This window comes from Winogradskyella sediminis, from assembly GCF_003387355.1.
In the GTDB taxonomy this organism is placed as follows: Bacteria; Bacteroidota; Bacteroidia; order Flavobacteriales; family Flavobacteriaceae; genus Winogradskyella; species Winogradskyella sediminis.
In genome coordinates this window covers 59466-79483 of the sequence record NZ_QUNH01000001.1, presented here as the reverse complement: position 1 = coordinate 79483, position 20018 = coordinate 59466, and the positions used below count along the sequence as shown (strand labels likewise).

Sequence of the window (20018 nt, the reverse complement as noted above, 5' to 3'; positions counted from 1 at the left end):
TATTCTTAATGACAGGAACAGTATATAAATCTACGGGCAGTTGGTACACTGTAAAAACCTTAAATGGTAAATTCTATGAGTGTAGAATTAAAGGCCGTTTTAGACTGGATGGTATTAAAAGTACCAACCCAATTGCTGTTGGCGATAAAGTAGAGTTTGAATTAGAAACCAAGAATAATACAGACACAGGAGTAATTACACGAATTGAAGAGCGAACTAATTATATTGTTCGTAAGTCGGTAAACCTATCTAAGCAAACGCATATTATTGCGTCTAATATCGATCAAGTATTTTTATTGGTAACTATAGATAACCCTCCAACATTTACCACATTTATAGATCGCTTTTTAGTTACCGCAGAAGCATATTCTATAAAAACAATTTTACTGTTTAATAAAGTTGATACATATAGTGAAGATACTTTGTTAGAGGTTAAATACTTAGCAAGTATATATAGAGATATTGGGTACGAATGTATCGGTATTTCTGCGACCACAGGAAAAAATATTGATAAAGTAAAGGCATTGATGGAAGGTAAAGTGAGCATGTTTGCAGGCCATTCAGGTGTTGGTAAATCTACTCTAGTAAATGCTATTGAACCATCATTAGATTTAAAAACAAAAGCCATATCCACACAACATAGTCAAGGGCAACATACCACTACATTTGCAGAAATGTTTGACTTAAGTTTCGATGCTGTTATTATTGATACACCTGGTATTAAGGGGTTTGGAGTGGTTGATATGGAAAAAGAAGAAGTTGGTGATTATTTTCCAGAGTTTTTTGCGTTAAAGCAAGACTGTAAATTTAACAACTGTATTCACATTAAAGAACCAAAGTGTGCTGTAAAAGAGGCTTTAGAGGCCAATGAGATTTCTTACTCGAGATATAAAAGTTACTTGCAAATTTTAGAAGGGGAAGATGAACATTACAGAACCGATAATTGGGACGAGATACAATAATTTAGAGGTGGTCGTCTTGATAGAGTTGAATTAAGTGGTATAATTATGAGATTAGTAATACAAAGAGTTTCCGAAGCTTCAGTAATTATTAATAAGGAAGTTGTCGCGAAAATTAATAAAGGACTTTTAATTTTATTAGGTATAGAAAATGAAGATAACCAAGAAGATATTTCATGGCTTTGTAATAAAATAGGCAATCTTCGAATTTTCCCAGATGACAATGGTTTAATGAACAGATCTTTAAAAGCTATTGATGGAGATGTTATATTAGTGAGTCAATTCACACTTCATGCAAGCACTAAAAAAGGAAATCGCCCAAGTTATATTAAAGCAGCCAAACCAGATATTGCTATCCCGTTGTATAATGAGTTTATAAAAACACTTCAAAATGGTCTAGGTAAATCCATCCAAACTGGAGAATTTGGAGCAGATATGAAAGTTCATTTGGTTAACGACGGTCCTGTTACTATAATAATAGATTCTAAGCAGAGAGCATAAAAATTATATTTAAAAATTGGCAATTATTGTTCTCATTTTATTAGACTAAAATTTCACCTCTTATCTAGAATGAATAAAATTTAGAAACTCTTTATAGTTGTATGTATTATGAATATTGAGGAGTTATAATATGTGAAAAAAAAGTTAAAGAAAAGTTTTAGTGTATTAATTTTCCTTCATATATTGGATGACCTTAACACCTTAAAACTATCTCATGGTTAGTCCTTTATCTAGAAAAGTCAACATTTTTTCTTGTTTGTTTTTTTTATCAATTTTCAGCTTTTCGCAAACACCAGATAACTACATTGCATTACTGGCTCCACAAGATTTAATGACTAAAGTAAATGCTATAGTTAGATATGATAACCAAAGGATCGAAATTAATGCTATTGATGATATGGTGGTGCATACTAAACGTATTGTTAGTATTTATAATAAGTACGGAGATAAACATGCAAACTCCTTAGAGTTTTATAGTGATAATTCTAGTATAAAGACTATTGAAGCTAGAATCTACGACAGTGCAGGTAACGAAATAAGAAAAATCAAGAAAAATGATTTTACTGATAATAGTGCCGTAAGTGGTGGAACCTTGTATTCTGATAGTCGTATTAAATATTACGATTATACTCCTATAAGTTATCCGTATACCATAGAATTTATTTCAGAAGTGCGCCATAACACTACTGCTTTTATCCCTCAGTGGAGACCTGTAACTGGGTATTTCTTAGGAATTGAACATGCGGAATATAAAATTGAAAATCATTCAGGAATTCCTTTAAAAATAAAAAAAGAGAATATTGATAATAATCAAGTGGTTGAAGTTTCAGAAAATCATTTTACAATTAAAAATTTGCCAGGTGTTAATTATGAGTCCTATAGCCCTTCTTTGGTCACCTTTACACCCAATGTTAAGCCAGCACTAACTAAATTTAATATGAATGGTGTAGAAGGTGTGAATACAAATTGGAAAGATTTTGGAAAATGGGTGTATGGTGAGTTGCTTACAGGTACAGATATATTACCTCAATCAGCTATCGATGATGTTAAGGCATTAACAGAAGGTGTAGAAGACAAGATTGAACGAGCAAAAATTGTTTACAAATACATGCAAGATAAAACCCGTTATATTAGTGTTCAAATTGGTATTGGAGGCTGGAAACCTATGTTAGCAGACGATGTTAATACTCTTGGTTACGGAGACTGTAAAGGTTTAACAAATTATACCAAGGCATTGTTAGAAGCTGTAGATGTGCCATCGTATTATACACTGGTATATGGAGGTAGAAGTATATTAGATATAGATGATGAATTTTCATCGGCACAAGGTAATCACGCCATTTTATGTGTTCCTAATGATGGTGAAAACATATTTTTAGAATGTACTAGTCAAACCAATCCTTTTGGGTTTTCAGCAGGCTTCACGGATGATAGAGTGGTATTATTAGTAAAGCCAGAAGGTGGAGAGATCGTAAGAACCAAAAGATATGAAGCCGATGAAAGTGTACAAAACACAATTGCCAATATTATTATGGATGACGCAGGAGGCTTTACAGCAGATGTGAATGTTAAAACTACAGGTTTTCAATACAGTCTCCATGAGGGTATTGAAAATAAAACAGAACGCGACCAGCATAATTATTACAAAAACTACTGGGACAATATTAACAATATTACCATTGAAAATATAGATATTGTTAATGATAAAGACACAGTTATACTTAGCGAAAATGTAAAATTATCGGCAACTAATTACGCTTCAAAAAGTGGAGATAGACTCATTTTTCAACCTAATATGTTTAATCGTGTAACTACAATTCCTTCAAGATATATTGATCGTAAATTAGAATTTAAAATAGACCGTTCCTTCAAAGATACCGATGAGTTTATCATACAATTACCTCTAGGTTTAAAGGTTGAAGCTATGACGGATGCTAAAGAAATTAAATCGCAATTTGGTACCTATAGTTTTAAGATAGAAACCTTAGAGAATAATAAGTTAAAATACACTCGCACGTATATATTGCTTAAGGGTAACTACGCAAAGGAAGATTATAAAGCATTTAGAGACTTTAGAAAGCAAATTGTAAAGAACGATAAGAGTAAAATTGTATTAATTAAAGCCTAATAAACTATATAACCTAACAAATAATAATCATATATTTAATGAAAAATCTACTATTTACACTCTTCATAGCCTTATGTTTTAATGTTCTAAGTGCTCAAGATTATGATTTCGGTAAAATTTCAAAAGCCGAACTTCAAGAAAAATATCATCCTAAAGATTCGGCTACTTCCGCAGCGATATTATATCGTAATGAAGATATAAGTTTCTTTTTCTCTTCAAATGAAGGATTTATACAACAGCGCAAAGTGCATCAACGCATTAAAATATATAACAAAGATGGTTTCGATTGGGCTACTAAAAAAATCTTTTTGTACCAAGGAACAGGACAAAAAGAGAAGGTAAAAGGTTTAAAAGCTTTCTCTTATAATCTTGAAGATGGAAAAATTCAAAAAGATAAGCTGAAAAGTGATGGTAAATTTGAAGAAGATTATAGTGAATTCACAAAAATTAATTCGTTTACTCTACCTAATGTTAAGGAAGGGACCGTCATAGAATATCAATATACTGTTACTTCACCAAGTATTAATATTGATGACATTATTTTTCAATTTAGTGTGCCAATCAATAAGCTATATGTAAGAGTTGCAACACCAGAGTATTACGTTTACAATAAACAGCCTAATTTTAGAGCCAAGTTTATGCCAATAATCAATGAAACGTATATAAATATTAGAACACCGTTCAATTATAAGATTAATATACTTAGGATTAACGAAGAAAATATACCTGCCATTAGATCAGAGGCTTATGCAGGTAGTGTCAATAATTACAGAAGTAAAATGGCTATGGAGTTAACAGCGACATTAAATAACATGAAATCTGTTAATAAGACTTATTCAACGACTTGGGAAGCCGTATCAAAAACCATTTATGATAGTGATAATTTTGGTGGACAATTATCGAGATTTAGTATTTATAAAGATGATTTAGAAGCTGCAATGGTAGGTCTTGAAGATGATTTTGAAAAAGCCTTTGCTGCAGAAAAGTTGGTAAAATCTAAAGTGAAATGGAATGGTGGATATGGTAAATATGCTCAAAAAGGAATTAGAAACGCATATAAAGATGGAGAAGGAAATGACGCCGATATTAATTTAATGTTGGTTTCCATGCTACGTTCTCAGGGTGTAAATGCAAACCCAGTATTAGTAAGCACAAGAAATAATGGGATTCCACTTTTTCCAACACGCGAAGGATTTAATTATGTCATCTGTAGTGTTCAAAAAGGAGATGCATACTTGTTAATAGATGCTACTGAAGAGTATAGTACTAACAACGTATTACCACACCGTGTGTTAAATTGGCAAGGGAGATTACTTGAAGATAATAAAACTTCGCGATGGATTCCTATTCAGCCAAAGAAAAAATCAGTAGAGTCTTCTATGCTTAATGTTGCTATTAACGACGATTTTTCTGTTTCCGGAAAAGTAGCACAACATCTTACAGATTATGTGGCTTATTCTCATAGAAATAGATATGCAGTTTTAACGACCGAGGATCATATTAAATCTCTTGAAAAAGATAAAGGTGATATTGAAATTAGTGAATTAAATGTTGAGAACACAGATGATATTACACAACCTATAAAAGTAAGTTACCAATATGAATTATCTGATGGAATTGATGAAGTAGGTGATAAACTCTATTTTTCTCCATTACTATTTTTAGGAATCAAAGAAAACCCTTTTAAACTAGAAGAACGTGAGTATCCAATAGATTTTGTAATTCCTTACACCGATAAATATATGGTGAATATAATGTTGCCAGAAGGTTATACAGTAGAGTCGTTACCTAAGTCTGAAGGATTAGAATTTAAGAATTCTAGCGTAACATTTACCTATTTGGTACAACAAAATGGAAATTATTTACAGCTAAAAGCTCAATTAGATATTGAGAATCCATTAATTTTGCCAGAAGATTACAAAGCGTTTAAAGCATTCTACAGTAGAATTGTAGAAAAGCAAGCAGAACAAATCGTATTAACAAAAGTGTAAAAATGAATATTAAAAACGCGCAGAAGGAAGTTGATGATTGGATTAAAGAACATGGAGTACGGTATTTTAATGAACTTACAAACATGGCTCAATTAACCGAAGAAGTAGGGGAGGTGGCCAGAATTATTGCCAGACGTTACGGAGAGCAAAGCGAAAAAGAGAGTGATAAAGATAAAGATTTGGGTGAAGAGCTTTCTGATGTGATGTTTGTTGTATTGTGTTTGGCTAATCAAACAGGTATAGACTTACAAGCTGCATTTGATAAAAAGATGGATAAAAAAACCAAACGAGATCATAACAGACACCATAGTAATGATAAATTAAAGTAGATTTGTCATTCATTTTATTTTAAGCATCGTTATGGACATTAGTATCCAAAAATCAAAATTGCATAATCGACAGGAGATTCAAATTACGGGATCAAAAAGTGAGTCTAATCGCTTATTGTTGCTTCAGGCTTTGTTCCCACAAATCAGTATTAATAACATATCTAATTCAGACGATTCTGTTTTAATGCAAAAAGCATTGGAATCCAAAGAACAATTGATAGATATTCATCATGCTGGTACAGCAATGCGTTTTCTAACGGCATATTTTTCTACTCAACAAGGTAGAGATACAATAATAACAGGGTCTACTCGTATGAAAGAGCGTCCGATTAAAATATTAGTCGATGCTTTAGAAACGTTGGGTGCAGACATTACCTATTTAGAAAACGATGGTTTTCCTCCACTTCAAATAAAAGGTAAAACGTTAACAGCTTTTAAGGTGGCCTTAGAAGCAAATGTGAGCAGTCAGTATATTTCGGCGTTATTATTAATTGCGTCTAAACTGCAAAACGGATTAGAGTTAACGTTAATAGGAAAAATTACATCTGTACCTTATATCAACATGACTTTAAGCTTACTCAATAATATAGGCATAACAACGAGCTTTGAGGGGAATACTATTATCGTAAAACCTAACGTCACAGAAGTTAAAGCACAGACTGTAACTGTTGAGTCCGATTGGTCCTCTGCGTCATATTTTTACAGCATCATAGCTCTAAGTGATATAGGTACGGAAATTACTATCTCGTCATACAAAGAAAAGAGTTTACAGGGAGATTCTGTATTATCTGATATTTATGAAAAATTCGGAGTGTACACCTCGTTTGAAGCAGAGTCTATGACGTTAAAAAAAACAGCTAATTGTGATTTAAATTTAAGTATTGATTTAGATCTAAAAAATGCTCCAGATATTGCACAAACTGTTGCGGTAACAGCGTTTGGTCTAGGTGTAGAATGCACTATGGTAGGCTTACATACGCTCAAAATTAAGGAAACTGACCGTTTGGTGGCTCTAAAAACCGAATTAGAAAAATTAGGTGCAGAAGTACTTATTACTAACCAGTCATTATATGTAAAGGCTTCAACAAAAATCAATACTGATGTAAAAATCGCAACTTATAACGATCACAGAATGGCTATGGCTTTTGCTCCTTTAGGATTAAAAGTTCCATTGGTGATTGAGAATGCTGACGTGGTGAGTAAATCTTATCCTCAATTTTGGGAAGATTTTAAGGCCATTGGGTTCAATTTAAAATAAACCCATATTTACTTGACAACGCCTATCTCGAGATTGTATATTTGCAATTCCAAAAAAAATAAATTACATACATGAAATTATCACACTTTAATTTTGAGCTTCCAGACGAATTATTAGCCGAACATCCTGCAGAACATAGAGATGAATCCAGATTGATGGTGCTTAATAGAGCAGAACAAACTATTGAACACAAACAATTTAAAGATATTATTGATTATTTCGATGAAGGTGATGTGATGATAATGAATGATACCAAAGTGTTTCCTGCGCGTTTATTTGGTAATAAAGAAAAAACAGGCGCACGTATTGAAGTGTTTTTGTTACGTGAGTTAAACCAAGACCAACGTCTTTGGGATGTATTGGTTGATCCTGCTCGTAAAATCAGAATAGGTAATAAATTATATTTTGGTGACGATGAAACCTTAGTTGCAGAAGTTATAGATAACACTACTTCTAGAGGTAGAACGTTACGTTTCTTATACGACGGTTCTTATGCTGATTTTAGAACAAAATTAACACAACTTGGAGAAACACCTTTACCTAAATATATCAATAGAGAGGTGGAGCCAGAAGATGAAGAGCGTTACCAAACAATTTATGCTAAGAATGAAGGTGCTGTTGCGGCACCAACAGCTGGTTTACATTTTTCTAAGCATTTATTAAAACGTTTAGAAATAAAAGGAGTTAAAACGGCGGAAGTCACTTTACATGTTGGTTTGGGGACTTTTAACCCTGTTGAGGTTGAAGATTTATCTAAACACAAAATGGATAGCGAAGAAATTATTATTAAACAAACAGCTGCTGATACTGTAAATGAAGCCATAGAAAACAAGAAGCGTGTTTGTGCAGTAGGTACGACTTCAATGCGTACTATTGAGAGCTCAGTATCATCTAATGGAAGATTGAATGAATTTGAAGGATGGACCAATAAGTTTATTTTTCCTCCTTATGATTTTAGTATTGCTAATTGTATGATTACTAACTTTCATACTCCAAAGTCAACATTATTAATGATGACGTCAGCTTTCGCTGGTCACGATTTTATTAAGAGAGCATATGAAGAAGCTGTAAAAGAAAAGTATAAATTCTATTCTTATGGTGATGCCATGTTAATCATCTAAGCGTAAAAATTATAAAATTTAAAAAAGTCTCTTCATTGAGGCTTTTTTATTTTAATAGAAAACCAGATTCATTTAAGTACTTTTGCATATCATGGAAGTAAAAAAGAAAGATATAAGAGCTTTAACAAAAGATCAACTCAGAGATTTCTTTGTAAAGCAAGGAGATAAAGCATTTAGAGGCAACCAAGTATATGAGTGGTTATGGCAGAAGTCTGCATATAGTTTTGAAGATATGACAAACATATCTATTGAAACCCGACAAATGCTAGAAGATAACTTTGTAATTAATCATATTAAGGTAGATCAGATGCAACGTAGTGCTGATGGTACAATTAAAAATGCAGTGCGTTTACACGACGATTTAATTGTAGAGTCTGTATTGATACCAACAGCAACGAGAACAACGGCCTGTGTGTCCTCTCAGGTGGGTTGTAGTTTAGATTGTAGGTTTTGTGCAACATCACGATTAAAACGTATGCGAAATCTTAATCCAGATGAAATATACGATCAAGTCGTCGCTATAGATAATGAGAGTAGATTATACCATAACAGACCGTTGAGTAATATTGTGTTTATGGGAATGGGAGAGCCCTTAATGAACTATAATAATGTGCTTAAGGCTATTGATAAAATTACATCACCAGAGGGTTTAGGCATGTCACCAAAACGAATTGTGGTATCAACCTCTGGAGTGCCAAAAATGATTAAGAAAATGGCGGATGATAAGGTGAAATTTAAGTTAGCCGTTTCACTACATTCTGCGATAGATGAGATTCGTACGTCTATAATGCCATTTAACGCTACATTTCCGTTAATTGATTTAAGAGAGGCTTTGCAATACTGGTACGCTGCAACAAAAAATAGAATTACTTATGAGTATGTTGTTTGGGATACTATTAACGATAAACGTAAAGATGCAGAAGCCTTAGTTGAGTTTTGCAAATTTGCACCAAGCAAAGTGAACCTCATTGAATATAACCCAATCGATGATGGTGAATTTCAACAAGCCAACTCAAAAGCCATAGATATGTATGTTTCAGTACTAGAGGCTAATAATATCACTGTAACCGTAAGACGTAGTAGAGGAAAAGATATAGATGCCGCTTGTGGGCAATTGGCTAATAAAAGTTAATTTAAATTAAAAATCATTTAGATTTTAGACATAAAAAAAAGCGGCAATTGCCGCTTTTTTCTGTTTGAATATAATATTATTCTTTAGTAACTCTTAAGGTTTGAGTTTTATCTCCAGAAGTAATCTTTACTAAGTAAAGTCCATTTGATAATTCAGATAAGTTAATTGAAGAATCAATAATAGTATTTTCAGTAAAACTTGCTACATTTTGACCAAGTAAATTAAATACTTCAACCTTATCAATATCTTGAGTAGACTTAATGTCTAAAATACCAGAAGTTGGATTAGGATACACGCTAAATTCTTCCAATTCATTATCCGTTATTGATAATGCAGAGTCTGTAGTAAATGTCCATGTAGCACATGATGTAGCTGTTCCAGCACAATTTATAGGTAAGATACTCCAAGTGTAAGTAGTCTCAAAATCTAATCCATAAAGAGTTATTTGTGTGCCAGCTGTTTCTCCCAAGACATTACCACCAAAGCTAACAGCATAACCATCTGCTCCATCTACAGGATCCCATGATAATAAAACTTCTCTACTAATGATACCATCAGTAATGTTTTCTTCAGAAACAACATTTATAGCGTTGTCTGCTGGTGAAACTACAGTAGTACAAGAAGGTGGAAAGAGTTCTTCACAAACAGGACAAGTTTCACCATCTGTACCAGTTATAGCAGGAAAACCATTATCAGTACCGTTATTTGTAGAAGTACCACAAGCGACTCCTTCTTCAGAAATAACGATAATATAAGTACCTTCCTCGGTTGCTGTCCAAGTTAAGGCACAAGTAGAGCCATCATCTAAACCTGTTGCATCAACAGCTCCAGAAGGAGCAATGATTGTAAAACTAGGTGTCCAAGATCCTGCGCCATCACCGTTACAAAGGCTAAACGTGTATGTGTAACCTAGTACTACGTTGTCCATGAGGTAAGCTTCATCTGCCCAAGCAGCAAAAGGAAGTTCGTTAGTTGGAGAACCAGAGCCAGCGTCACAAGGTGCACCACCAAATGAAGTGTTGAAATTTGTATATGGACCTTCGGCGGTATCTACTCCACACTGTCCAAATGCTTCAGTGTTAAATGAAATTGCTATTAAAGCAAAAAGTAAAAATGTAATTTTTTTCATGTGTTTTTGGTTTTTTAATTAGTAGGGATAAAGTTACAAATTAATCCGAGTAGTAAAAGTTAAAATTCTATAATTCCCGTTTTGTGAATAATTAGTATTAGAATTTGTAAATTCGCAAAGTTTTAAATTCAAAATGAAAATAACCGAACAAATAAAACTTCCAATTGCCTATGAAATGGATCTTTTTGAACAAAAGTTTCAACTTTCTATGGCGAGTAAGGTGGCGCTTCTCAATAGAATTACTCATTACATTGTAAACCGTAAAGGAAAACAGATGAGACCTATGTTTGTGTTTTTGGTTGCAAAAATGATGAATAATGGTGAAGTTAGCGAACGGACTTATAGAGGTGCTTCGGTTATTGAGCTCATTCATACGGCGACATTAGTACATGATGATGTTGTAGATGATAGTAATAGAAGACGCGGTTTTTTTTCTATAAATGCTTTATGGAAAAATAAAATTGCTGTCCTTATTGGTGATTTTTTGCTTTCAAAAGGCTTATTACTTTCTATAGACAATAACGATTTCGATTTACTGAAAATTATCTCTGTCGCTGTTCGCGAAATGAGTGAAGGTGAATTACTTCAAATAGAAAAAGCGAGACAGCTTGATATTGATGAAACGGTTTATTACGAAATCATTCGTCAGAAAACAGCGACTTTAATTGCTGCTTGCTGTAGTTTAGGTGCGGCTTCTGTAAAACCTAATTCGCCAGAAGTAGAAACGATGCGAAAATTTGGCGAGTTAATAGGAATGGCATTTCAAATTAAAGATGATTTGTTCGATTATGGAAAGGAAGCTATCGGAAAACCAACTGGTATAGATATTAAGGAGCAAAAGATGACACTTCCTTTAATATATGTACTAAATAATTGTACTAAAAAAGAAAAATCCTGGCTAATTAATTCTGTTAAAAATCATAACAAAGACAAAAAACGAGTAAAAGAAGTTATTGCCTTTGTAAAAGCTAATGGAGGATTGGATTATGCGGTTTCTAAGATGAAAACATTTCAGGAAGATGCCTTAAGTATATTGGCAACCTATCCAGAATCTCCATACAAAGCTTCTCTTAAATTAATGGTAGATTACGTTATTGATAGAAAAAAATAACTGAGTTCTATTAATTTCTTTTTGTTCTTACCTACTTTGTTATGATAATGAGTAGAGTAGTAGAACATTAAATAAAATGAGTATTCTTAATAAACCATTTTAATACTGTTGTCTGTCCTTATATATCAATCACATTTCTGTAACTTATCCGTAGAAATATTTCCTTTTTATTTTTTTATAAAAAAAAAACACGAATTAAATTAATGACAATCAGCTTGTTATATATTTGTTGTTTTTTATTTAATGCCTTAGGCAACCTTTGTAAACTAATTTGCGTCTTTATAAATAGAAAGGCATCTGTACGTAGTCAGAATTTAAACTAAGCCATGAAAGTTATTCAACTTCATAAAAACGAAACGAAACTTATACAGCGCGCAGCGAAACAAAATCGTGATGCACAGCATGTGTTGTACGAGTTACATGCGCCAAAAATGTTGAGTATTTGTAGGTATTATATAAAGGATGTACACCAAGCTGAAGAAGTTATGTTGAATGGTTTCTTTAAAGTCTTTAAATATTTAAACTCGTTTAAAAATGAAGGTAGTTTTGAAGGTTGGATAAGACGCATTATGGTGAGAGAAGCTATTTCATTTCTTAGAAAACATAAAAATATTGAATTTGCAGGAGACGAAAACTATCTAGATGGAGATTCGTCTAACAATATTGACAGTAATATTCAGGTAGCAGAAATACAGCAACTTATAGATAGTTTACCTGAAGGTTACAGAATGGTTTTTGTTATGTATGCGATAGAAGGGTATAAGCACCATGAAATTGCTGAGTTATTAAAAATTTCTCAAGGTACTTCTAAATCACAGCTATTTAAAGCAAGACAAATGCTTCAGAAAAAATTAATAGAATTAAATAACAGTAGTTATGGCACCAATTAAGTTTGAAGAAAATATAAAAGACAAGTTAGAAAATAGAACCTTGTCACCATCTACAGATAGTTGGTCTAAACTATCTAAGCGATTAGATGATGCTGATGATAATCGATCGAAAAAAACAATCTTTTGGTGGTTAAGAATTGCGGCAGGCTTATTAATTATGATAGCACTTACAACACAGTTTCTTGGTACAAGTCCTTCTGAAACAGTATTGCCAGAAATCGTTGAAGACGATAAGATTACAGTGCCTTTAAAAAATAAACAAATAGAGCCTTCTCAAAAAGAATCTATTGAGCTTGCAAAAGAAGATCACAAGGGGCAAAAGGATAAAGATGTAGTACCATTATTTAAAACATCTAAAAATGTAGAGACTCAAAAATCTATTTATAAAAAAACAGAGCCAGACAATCAATTGGCCATACAATCGATACCTGTTGAGGAAAAGAGTATAAATACAACTCAAGAGGCCATTCTTAATAATGAAGTGCAAGGTCTTTTGGAAGAGGCAAGATTAAAAATTGCAGTGGCAGAAGCTGTACAGAAGATAAAGTTAGAGAGTACAACTGTTAGTGATAAAGAAATCGATTCTTTATTAAAAATTGCTAGTAAAGAACTTTTTAAAGACAATTTAAAAAACGAATTGATTCAAACCGTAGATGCTAATGCTTTATTAATGAGTGTTGAAGACGAAATGGGACAATCATTCAGAAGTCGTGTATTCGAAGCCTTAAAGGAGAGTTATGAAACTGTAAAAACAGCGGTCGCAGATCGTAATCATTAAAATAAGAAATCTAATTATTTTGATTATAACGCTAATCAAATCAAACATCAATAATCAATCCATCAAAAAACGAACAGTTATGAACACAATTACAAAATTAGTAGTGTATTTTATGGTATCCTTAGCATTGGTTACAGTGCAGGCTCAAACCAAGGAATTAGATTCCATTAAATATGAAAAGGTAAATTATAAAATTAGTCTTTTAGAAAAAGATAAGAATAAGGTTGAAGAAGAAGAAAGGGGTATTTTAAAGTTGAAGATTTCTAAAATAAATAAACAACTAGACGATAAAGAAATTACAGCAGAAGAAGCTGAAAACTTAAAAAAAGAAGCAGCAAAAAAAGCAGCACTTAACATTGAAAACCGAATTGAAATCATAAATAAACAAATAGCACTATTAGAGCGAAATGGATATGAAGCTTACCAATACAAGCAAACAGAGACAGGCGATGATGATGGGTTTGTGTTTAGAATAGGAGGTAGCGATGATGACACTAATGAAAGCTTTATTTATTTTGGTGAAAAGTCTAGTGATAAACCTAGAAAATATGACAGGCGCACAACGACAGATATTGTTTTTGCATTTGGATTTAATAATACCTTAATCGATGGTCAGGATTTAGAAGATTCTCCATATAAATTAGGTGGTTCAGGATTCATAGAATTGGGTTATGCATGGAAAACAAGAATTTTTGAAAATACTAATTTCTGGAGGTTAAAATACGGTTTCTCGTTTCAATGGAACAAGTTAAAGCTTAAAGACAATAATTATTTAGTCAATACTGATGGAGATATCTCATTAGAAGAATACCGTTTAGATGCCGATAAAATAAAGTTTAGAGCCACCAACCTTGTGATTCCGATGCATCTTGAATTTGGACCTTCTAAAAAGGTGGATCGAGAAGATTATTTTAGATATTCGACTTACAAACAATTAAAAATAGGAATAGGTGGATATGCAGGTTTAAATATAGGAAGCATGCAAAAAATAAAATATAAAGAAGATGGGGAGCGTGAAAAAGAGAAGCAACGCGATCAATTTGAGGTCAGTGAATTTGTATATGGTTTAAGTGGATATTTTGCTTTAGGAGATGTGGCTTTATATGTAAAATACGATTTAAATCCGTTGTTTAAAAATCAGGTTGTGGATCAAAATAATATTTCAGTCGGACTTCGATTTGATATGGACTAATTCATCAATCAATTAATTAATCAATTTTTGAGTGTTAAAAGGCTTTTCATCTGTAAAGGATTGAAGCCTTTTTTCTTTTAGTGAGAAACTACTTTTAGTCCAACAATTGAAATTATTAATGTCGAAATAAAAAACAATCTCCAAAACGTGGCAGGTTCTTTAAAGACAAAAACACCGACCAGAACCGTTCCTACAGCACCAATTCCGGTCCAAACAGCATAAGCCGTTCCTATTGGTAATTCTTGCGTTGCTTTAACAAGCAGAAGCATACTAATACTTAAGCAAGCTAAGAATCCTATATACCAATAGGTGGTCTCAATTCCAGTAGCTGCTTTGGCTTTACCTAGGCAGGTAGCAAAGGCAACTTCAAATAATCCGGCAATAATTAATAAAATCCAATTCATTTAATTTTTATATTTCAATGATTATGAGAAAAGCGTTGCAATATAGATAATCTAAGGTCTTTCTTTTAAATGAGAAATTCAAATTTTTGAATCTAAAAAACTAGCTTCTATTTTTCGATAATGCTAATTTGTCTTAACTTTACAAACTTGCAAAAATCCATACATTGATCTCACAAAACTCCATAGCTCAAGTCTTTGAAACCGCTCGCGTAGAAGAGGTGATAGGCGATTTTGTACAACTTAAAAAATCGGGAAGTAATTTTAAAGGTTTAAGTCCTTTTAGTGAAGAACGTTCTCCTAGTTTTATGGTGTCTCCTGTGAAACAAATCTGGAAAGATTTTTCTAGCGGAAAAGGTGGAAATGCTGTTACATTTTTAATGGAGCACGAGCATTTTACATACCCTGAAGCCATAAAATATTTGGCTAAAAAGTACAATATAGAAATCGAGGAGACTGAGCGTACAGATGAAGAAAAAGCGCAAGCCGATACGCGAGAAAGTTTGTATTTGGTTAGTGAGTATGCTAATTCGTATTTTCAAAAAATCCTCCATAAAACCGACCAGGGAAAAGCCATAGGGTTAAGTTACTTTAAAGAACGTGGTTTTACTGAAGAAACTATTAAGAAATTTGAGTTGGGATACTCTTTAGATGAATGGCAAGCGTTTACAGATGATGCCTTGCGTAAGGCATATAAGCTAGAGTTTTTAGAACAAACAGGCTTAACCATTGTAAAAGGAGAAAAACGTTTCGATAGGTTTAAGGGTAGGGTTATGTTTCCTATTCATAGTATGAGTGGTCGTATTTTAGGATTTGGTGGTCGTATATTAGTCAATGATAAAAAAGCTGCAAAATATCTAAATTCACCAGAAAGCGAAATCTACCATAAAAGTAAAATTTTATATGGATTATATCATGCTAAGCAAAGTATCGCTAAGGAAGATAATTGTTATTTAGTTGAAGGGTATACAGATGTTATTCAGTTTCATCAAACCGGAATTACCAATGTGGTTTCATCTTCTGGTACAGCATTGTCACCAGATCAAATACGTTTAATTAATCGTTTAACAAATAATATTACGGTGCTTTTTGATGGTGATGCAGCCGGAATTAGAGCTTCGATTCGTGGTATCGATTTAATCTTAGAGCAAGGTGTTAATGTTAAAATCTGTACATTTCCAGATGGTGAAGATCCAGATAGTTTTTCAAGATCAAACACCTTAGAAGAACTCACGGCATATCTTGAAGATAATGCTAAAGATTTTATTCAGTTTAAAGCTTCGCTATTGGTTAAGGAAGCAAATAATGATCCTATAAAAAAGGCAGAAACTATTCGCGAAATTGTAAATAGCATCGCTAAAATACCAGATCAGATTAAACGAGAAATCTACATTCAAGAATGTGCTCGCATTATGGATATCAGTGAAAGTGTACTGTTTAGTACGTTGGCACAAATAAATAAAAAGGATGTACAAGAGGCGAGTAAGGCACATGTGCAAGAACAGCAAGCGTTTCAGGTGGTTAAGAATGAACCACAAGCCAAACGAAAAATTGATGTTCAATATGAATTAGAGCGAAAAATTATTGAAATATTAATGCTCTATGGTGATCGAACGGAACAGTTTGAAGACTTAATTTTACAAGAAGATGAGAAGTCGGGTGAGCTCATTTTAGAACCTACAAAACATGAAACACGAGTGTTTGAAAAAGTGTATTTAGATCTTCAAGAAGATGAGATGCAATTTACTAACCCACAATTCAAAGTGCTTTATTATTCCATTATTGAAAAATTAAATCAAGATGAAAGTTTTTCAACAAAAAACTTTATCAATCAACTCGATCAAGAATCGGCAAGTACGGTTACTAGTATTCTAATGGAGGATGAACGCTATAATCTCCACGATTGGGAACGCAATCAAATTATTCCGAAAGAAAAAGATCAATCTATATCTCAATTGGTTAGTCAGACCATTTTAAGCTTACGATGCCACTTAATTGATAAGAAGGTTGCAGAATATAAGAATGAAACTTTAAACGCTAATGCAGACACACGCTCAATAATAGAGGATGTAAAAGATTATGTTGGTTTAAAGATGCTGCTATCTCGTAAGCTAGGTAAGGTGGTTGGTTAAAACTAAGGCTTATGTAAGGTTGTGATGTTTTGCTTGGTGAATTAAGTCAACAATATTAGTGACGTTTAGCTTCTTAAATAGTCTGGCTTTATACGTACTAACCGTTTTTTCGTTTATGTCTAATTCTTGAGCTATTTCTTTATTCTTACGTCCAATTGATAATAGTTTTAAAACTTCAATTTCTCTAGTGGAAAGCTTTTTGAACATACGGCTTCTACTTTTTCGCGTGTCTTCATAACGAAAATGTTTATCCATTTTTTCACTTAGGGATATTTCTCCTGCAGAAATTTTTCGAATTGCGGTTTCAATTTCCTCAACATCGGCCTCTTTATTTAAGTAGCCAGAAGCGCCTGCCTTAATTGTGCTTATTGCGTAAATTTCTTCAGGTTGGTGACTAAACATTAAAACGTTAACAGATTTGTTCTCCTTTTTAATAGCTCTTAGTGCAGTTATTCCATTGAGTTCTGGTAAATCGACTTCAGATATTATAACATCGACTTTGTGACGTCTTACAAATTCAAATATCTCAATTCCACTACCTAAACTACCAATCACTTTTAAATCTGGTTTACTGTTTAGAAATAGCTCTAATCCTTTTCTTACAATAGGATGGCTATCTACAATCAGAATGTGTATCATGATAATTATATTTTGGTATCTGGTTAGGGTTCATAATTACTTTAAAATATGCTATTATCAAAAAGGTTGTGGGGAATTATTGAGTAAAAGTAGTTAAAAATTAAATAAATTAGTAATTTTATTTAATAAAACGCAATAATTATTTTAAATTTTTAGGGATTTCGCAAACTGGAATAGGGTTCATTTTATGCTTATTAGATGAATTATATCGTAAATAAATTTCAAGAACTTCACGTTTTCTACCTTCAAAATCTGTTGCTATTTTTCCTTCGTCAGTGACATTCATTGCCCACTCTAATTCTGGGTAAGACGCTCCGATTTGATCTTCATCACTACGAGCATCTCCAAATAAACCATCGCTTGGTGCAGCTTTAATTATAGATTCTGGTACATCTAGGGACTTGCCTAACATGTAAACTTCAGATTTCATTAAGTCTGCAATTGGGCTTAAATCAACACCACCATCTCCGTATTTGGTATAAAAACCAACTCCAAAATCTTCAACTTTATTTCCTGTACCAGCAACTAAGAGTCCTAAAAGCCCTGCATGATAATACAGCGTTGTCATTCTTAATCGTGCTCGTGTGTTGGCTAATGCCATATCTACAGTAGCTTGAGGCCCTTCTAAACTGACTTCGGTTTTAAATTCTTCAAATACAGGTGTTAAGTTTACAACCGTATCTTTAACATTAGCAAACCGCTGCTTTAAAGATGAAATATGTTCTTGAGCTCTTGTAACATGACTCGGAGCTTGGTGAATTGGCATTTCTATACAGAGGACATCTAAACCTGTTTTGGCACAAAGTGTAGAAGTTACAGCAGAATCAATTCCTCCAGAGATACCTACTACAAAACCATTAACTTTTGCTTTGTTAGCATAATCTTTTAACCAATCTACAATGTGATTTACTACGTTTTCGGTTTGCATAATTTTTAATTTTTAAAACAAAGAAGTGTACCTTTGCACAACAAAAATAATGTAATCGAGTTAGGATTAAAAATATTTTACCAAATGCAAATAAGAATTTACTTTATTTTAATACTTGGATTTATAATGCTTTCTTGTAATGAGGAGTCTAAGGTTGAACAAGAGATTGCTAAAATTGAAGTAGATTTTAATATTGAGCGTTTTGATAAGGCTCTTTTAGAAGCGACTCCAAAAGATCTGCCTCGTCTTAAAGGTGCTTTTCCTTTTTTCTTTTCTAAACACGTGTCAGATTCTATTGTTATTGAGCGCATGCAAGATACCTTACAGCACGAAATTTTAAAAGAAGTACAACTCGCTTTTGAAGATTTTAAAAACACCAAAGTAGAGTTAACTTCTTTATTTCAGCATATAAAATACTATGATAAAGTTTTTTCAATTCCTAGGGTAGCGACGTTTACAAATAATGTGCAGTATAGAGATAATGTGATTGTAACGGATAGTGTTGTGGTTATTGCGTTAGATAATTATTTAGGAGAAAATCATAAGTTTTATGTAGATGGTAATATACCTGTGTACTTAGCTAAGAACTTTAAAGAAGAGCAAATTGTAGTAGATATAGCAAATGACTATGCTGAGAAATATGCTTTTCAGTCGACTAGAAAAACACTGCTAGATGAAATGATTTATTTCGGGAAATTGCTATATTTTAAAGATGTTATGATTCCTTTTAAAACTGATGCTGAAAAAATCGGCTACTCCGATAGTGAGCTCAAATGGGCTGAGGCTAATGAAAGTCAGATTTGGAGCTATTTTATAGAAAAAGAAATGCTGTTTAGTACCGATTCTAAATTACCAAATCGATTTATTGCTAATGCTCCATTTTCTAAATTTTATTTAGAGTTAGATAATGAATCTCCAGGACGATTGGGTCAATATATCGGTTGGCAAATTGTAAAAGCGTATGCTGAAAATTCAGGTGAAAATGTTATAGAAATAATGCAAACGGAACCTGATGTGATATTTAATAAATCAAAATTTAAACCAAAAAAGTAATGTCTAAAGTTATAAAATCTAAAATAGTACTAAACGTAGAACTCGACGAGAATAGAGTGCCAGAGAAGTTAAATTGGTCTGCTCAAGATGGAGGGGTTGATAATGAGGAAGCTAAGGCAATTATGTTGTCTGTATGGGATAGTAAGGCACAAGAAACACTTAAAATAGATTTGTGGACAAAGGATATGCCTGTTGATGAAATGAAATTATTCTTTCATCAAACTTTAGTAACTATGAGTGATACGTTTTTAAGAGCCACACAAGATGAAAAAATGACGGCTACTATGAAAGATTTTTGTGATTATTTTGCTGAAAAATTAGAGCTTAAAAAGCAATAGGTATTCCG

At 32.8% G+C, this 20018-nt stretch carries 19 protein-coding genes; 15 read left to right on the top strand and 4 right to left on the bottom strand.

Annotation, left to right across the window (positions count from 1 at the left end; all coding sequences use genetic code 11):
* Positions 1–8 precede the first annotated feature (8 nt).
* From rsgA to rlmN, 8 genes are all read left to right on the top strand, one after another.
* Positions 9–962: a ribosome small subunit-dependent GTPase A gene (rsgA, locus tag C8N41_RS00365; protein WP_115837688.1), complete on the top strand. Its 954-nt coding sequence runs from the start codon at positions 9–11 to the stop codon at positions 960–962.
* Positions 963–1007: 45 nt separating this feature from the next.
* Entirely contained in the window at positions 1008–1460 is a 453-nt protein-coding gene (gene dtd / locus C8N41_RS00360; RefSeq protein WP_092446653.1) for a D-aminoacyl-tRNA deacylase, read from the top strand.
* A 256-nt stretch (positions 1461–1716) separates the two neighbouring features.
* The gene (locus C8N41_RS00355; RefSeq protein WP_249033206.1) at positions 1717–3588 is read left to right on the top strand and encodes a DUF3857 domain-containing protein; all 1872 of its coding nucleotides are present in this window, start codon (positions 1717–1719) and stop codon (positions 3586–3588) included.
* 38 nt (positions 3589–3626) lie between these two features.
* On the top strand, positions 3627–5579 hold the full coding sequence (locus C8N41_RS00350) for a transglutaminase domain-containing protein (RefSeq protein ID WP_115837684.1): 1953 nt from the start codon (positions 3627–3629) through the stop codon (positions 5577–5579).
* Positions 5580–5581: 2 nt separating this feature from the next.
* Positions 5582–5908, top strand: a complete 327-nt coding sequence (locus tag C8N41_RS00345) for a nucleotide pyrophosphohydrolase (RefSeq protein ID WP_115837682.1) — start codon at positions 5582–5584, stop codon at positions 5906–5908.
* 31 nt (positions 5909–5939) lie between these two features.
* The gene (locus C8N41_RS00340) at positions 5940–7166 is read left to right on the top strand and encodes a 3-phosphoshikimate 1-carboxyvinyltransferase (protein WP_092446656.1); all 1227 of its coding nucleotides are present in this window, start codon (positions 5940–5942) and stop codon (positions 7164–7166) included.
* Between the two features lie 71 nt (positions 7167–7237).
* Positions 7238–8287 (top strand): tRNA preQ1(34) S-adenosylmethionine ribosyltransferase-isomerase QueA, encoded by a 1050-nt coding sequence (gene queA, locus C8N41_RS00335; RefSeq protein ID WP_092446657.1) that lies wholly within the window; start codon positions 7238–7240, stop codon positions 8285–8287.
* A gap of 91 nt (positions 8288–8378) precedes the next feature.
* Complete coding sequence (gene rlmN, locus C8N41_RS00330) at positions 8379–9419, top strand: 23S rRNA (adenine(2503)-C(2))-methyltransferase RlmN (RefSeq protein ID WP_115837680.1); 1041 nt, start codon at positions 8379–8381, stop codon at positions 9417–9419.
* 76 nt (positions 9420–9495) lie between these two features.
* Here the strand turns inward: rlmN and C8N41_RS00325 are convergent, their stop codons facing one another.
* Positions 9496–10548: a T9SS type A sorting domain-containing protein gene (locus tag C8N41_RS00325; RefSeq protein ID WP_115837678.1), complete on the bottom strand. Its 1053-nt coding sequence runs from the start codon at positions 10546–10548 to the stop codon at positions 9496–9498.
* A 133-nt stretch (positions 10549–10681) separates the two neighbouring features.
* Between C8N41_RS00325 and C8N41_RS00320 the strand changes: the two genes are divergently transcribed.
* The 4 genes from C8N41_RS00320 (at position 10682) to C8N41_RS00305 (ending at position 14519) form a co-directional block, all read left to right on the top strand.
* Positions 10682–11659, top strand: coding sequence for a polyprenyl synthetase family protein (locus C8N41_RS00320; protein WP_092446660.1), 978 nt, complete (start codon positions 10682–10684; stop codon positions 11657–11659).
* Between the two features lie 326 nt (positions 11660–11985).
* Positions 11986–12549, top strand: coding sequence for an RNA polymerase sigma factor (locus C8N41_RS00315; protein ID WP_092446661.1), 564 nt, complete (start codon positions 11986–11988; stop codon positions 12547–12549).
* Positions 12536–13327 carry a hypothetical protein gene (locus tag C8N41_RS00310; RefSeq protein ID WP_092446662.1) on the top strand — a complete coding sequence of 264 codons (792 nt, stop codon included), beginning with the start codon at positions 12536–12538 and terminating at the stop codon, positions 13325–13327. The genes C8N41_RS00315 and C8N41_RS00310 overlap by 14 nt, the downstream gene beginning before the upstream one ends.
* A 79-nt stretch (positions 13328–13406) precedes the next feature.
* On the top strand, positions 13407–14519 hold the full coding sequence (locus tag C8N41_RS00305; RefSeq protein ID WP_115838745.1) for a hypothetical protein: 1113 nt from the start codon (positions 13407–13409) through the stop codon (positions 14517–14519).
* 77 nt (positions 14520–14596) lie between these two features.
* Here C8N41_RS00305 and C8N41_RS00300 read toward each other — a convergent pair whose 3' ends face one another.
* Positions 14597–14923, bottom strand: coding sequence for a DMT family transporter (locus C8N41_RS00300; protein ID WP_115837676.1), 327 nt, complete (start codon positions 14921–14923; stop codon positions 14597–14599).
* A gap of 164 nt (positions 14924–15087) precedes the next feature.
* Between C8N41_RS00300 and dnaG the strand changes: the two genes are divergently transcribed.
* Entirely contained in the window at positions 15088–17052 is a 1965-nt protein-coding gene (gene dnaG, locus C8N41_RS00295) for a DNA primase (RefSeq protein WP_115837674.1), read from the top strand.
* Positions 17053–17061: 9 nt separating this feature from the next.
* On the opposite strand, the gene C8N41_RS00290 is transcribed toward dnaG, so the two are convergent.
* Both C8N41_RS00290 and nadE read right to left on the bottom strand, forming a co-directional pair.
* The gene (locus C8N41_RS00290; protein ID WP_115837672.1) at positions 17062–17691 is read right to left on the bottom strand and encodes a response regulator; all 630 of its coding nucleotides are present in this window, start codon (positions 17689–17691) and stop codon (positions 17062–17064) included.
* 139 nt (positions 17692–17830) lie between these two features.
* Positions 17831–18619, bottom strand: a complete 789-nt coding sequence (nadE, locus tag C8N41_RS00285; RefSeq protein ID WP_115837670.1) for an NAD(+) synthase — start codon at positions 18617–18619, stop codon at positions 17831–17833.
* 84 nt (positions 18620–18703) lie between these two features.
* Between nadE and gldB the strand changes: the two genes are divergently transcribed.
* Together gldB and gldC are read left to right on the top strand one after the other, a co-directional pair.
* A complete protein-coding gene (gldB, locus tag C8N41_RS00280) occupies positions 18704–19672 on the top strand; it encodes a gliding motility lipoprotein GldB (protein ID WP_115838744.1) in 969 nt (322 codons plus the stop codon).
* Positions 19672–20010 carry a gliding motility protein GldC gene (gene gldC, locus C8N41_RS00275; protein WP_092446667.1) on the top strand — a complete coding sequence of 113 codons (339 nt, stop codon included), beginning with the start codon at positions 19672–19674 and terminating at the stop codon, positions 20008–20010. Before gldB ends, gldC begins: the two co-directional genes overlap by 1 nt.
* The last annotated feature ends 8 nt before the right edge of the window (positions 20011–20018 follow it).

Bases quoted from the DNA above. Each gene is read 5' to 3' on its own strand.
- C8N41_RS00350 (WP_115837684.1), top strand. From the start codon at position 3,627: ATGAAAAATCTACTATTTACACTCTTCATAGCCTTATGTTTTAATGTT.
- C8N41_RS00325 (WP_115837678.1), bottom strand. From the start codon at position 10,548: ATGAAAAAAATTACATTTTTACTTTTTGCTTTAATAGCAATTTCATTT.
- C8N41_RS00310 (WP_092446662.1), top strand. From the start codon at position 12,536: ATGGCACCAATTAAGTTTGAAGAAAATATAAAAGACAAGTTAGAAAAT.
- C8N41_RS00300 (WP_115837676.1), bottom strand. From the start codon at position 14,923: ATGAATTGGATTTTATTAATTATTGCCGGATTATTTGAAGTTGCCTTT.
- gldC (WP_092446667.1), top strand. From the start codon at position 19,672: ATGTCTAAAGTTATAAAATCTAAAATAGTACTAAACGTAGAACTCGAC.
- queA (WP_092446657.1), top strand. From the start codon at position 7,238: ATGAAATTATCACACTTTAATTTTGAGCTTCCAGACGAATTATTAGCC.
- rsgA (WP_115837688.1), top strand. From the start codon at position 9: ATGACAGGAACAGTATATAAATCTACGGGCAGTTGGTACACTGTAAAA.
- rlmN (WP_115837680.1), top strand. From the start codon at position 8,379: ATGGAAGTAAAAAAGAAAGATATAAGAGCTTTAACAAAAGATCAACTC.
- gldB (WP_115838744.1), top strand. From the start codon at position 18,704: ATGCAAATAAGAATTTACTTTATTTTAATACTTGGATTTATAATGCTT.
- C8N41_RS00345 (WP_115837682.1), top strand. From the start codon at position 5,582: ATGAATATTAAAAACGCGCAGAAGGAAGTTGATGATTGGATTAAAGAA.
- C8N41_RS00340 (WP_092446656.1), top strand. From the start codon at position 5,940: ATGGACATTAGTATCCAAAAATCAAAATTGCATAATCGACAGGAGATT.
- nadE (WP_115837670.1), bottom strand. From the start codon at position 18,619: ATGCAAACCGAAAACGTAGTAAATCACATTGTAGATTGGTTAAAAGAT.
- C8N41_RS00315 (WP_092446661.1), top strand. From the start codon at position 11,986: ATGAAAGTTATTCAACTTCATAAAAACGAAACGAAACTTATACAGCGC.
- C8N41_RS00320 (WP_092446660.1), top strand. From the start codon at position 10,682: ATGAAAATAACCGAACAAATAAAACTTCCAATTGCCTATGAAATGGAT.
- dtd (WP_092446653.1), top strand. From the start codon at position 1,008: ATGAGATTAGTAATACAAAGAGTTTCCGAAGCTTCAGTAATTATTAAT.
- C8N41_RS00305 (WP_115838745.1), top strand. From the start codon at position 13,407: ATGAACACAATTACAAAATTAGTAGTGTATTTTATGGTATCCTTAGCA.
- C8N41_RS00290 (WP_115837672.1), bottom strand. From the start codon at position 17,691: ATGATACACATTCTGATTGTAGATAGCCATCCTATTGTAAGAAAAGGA.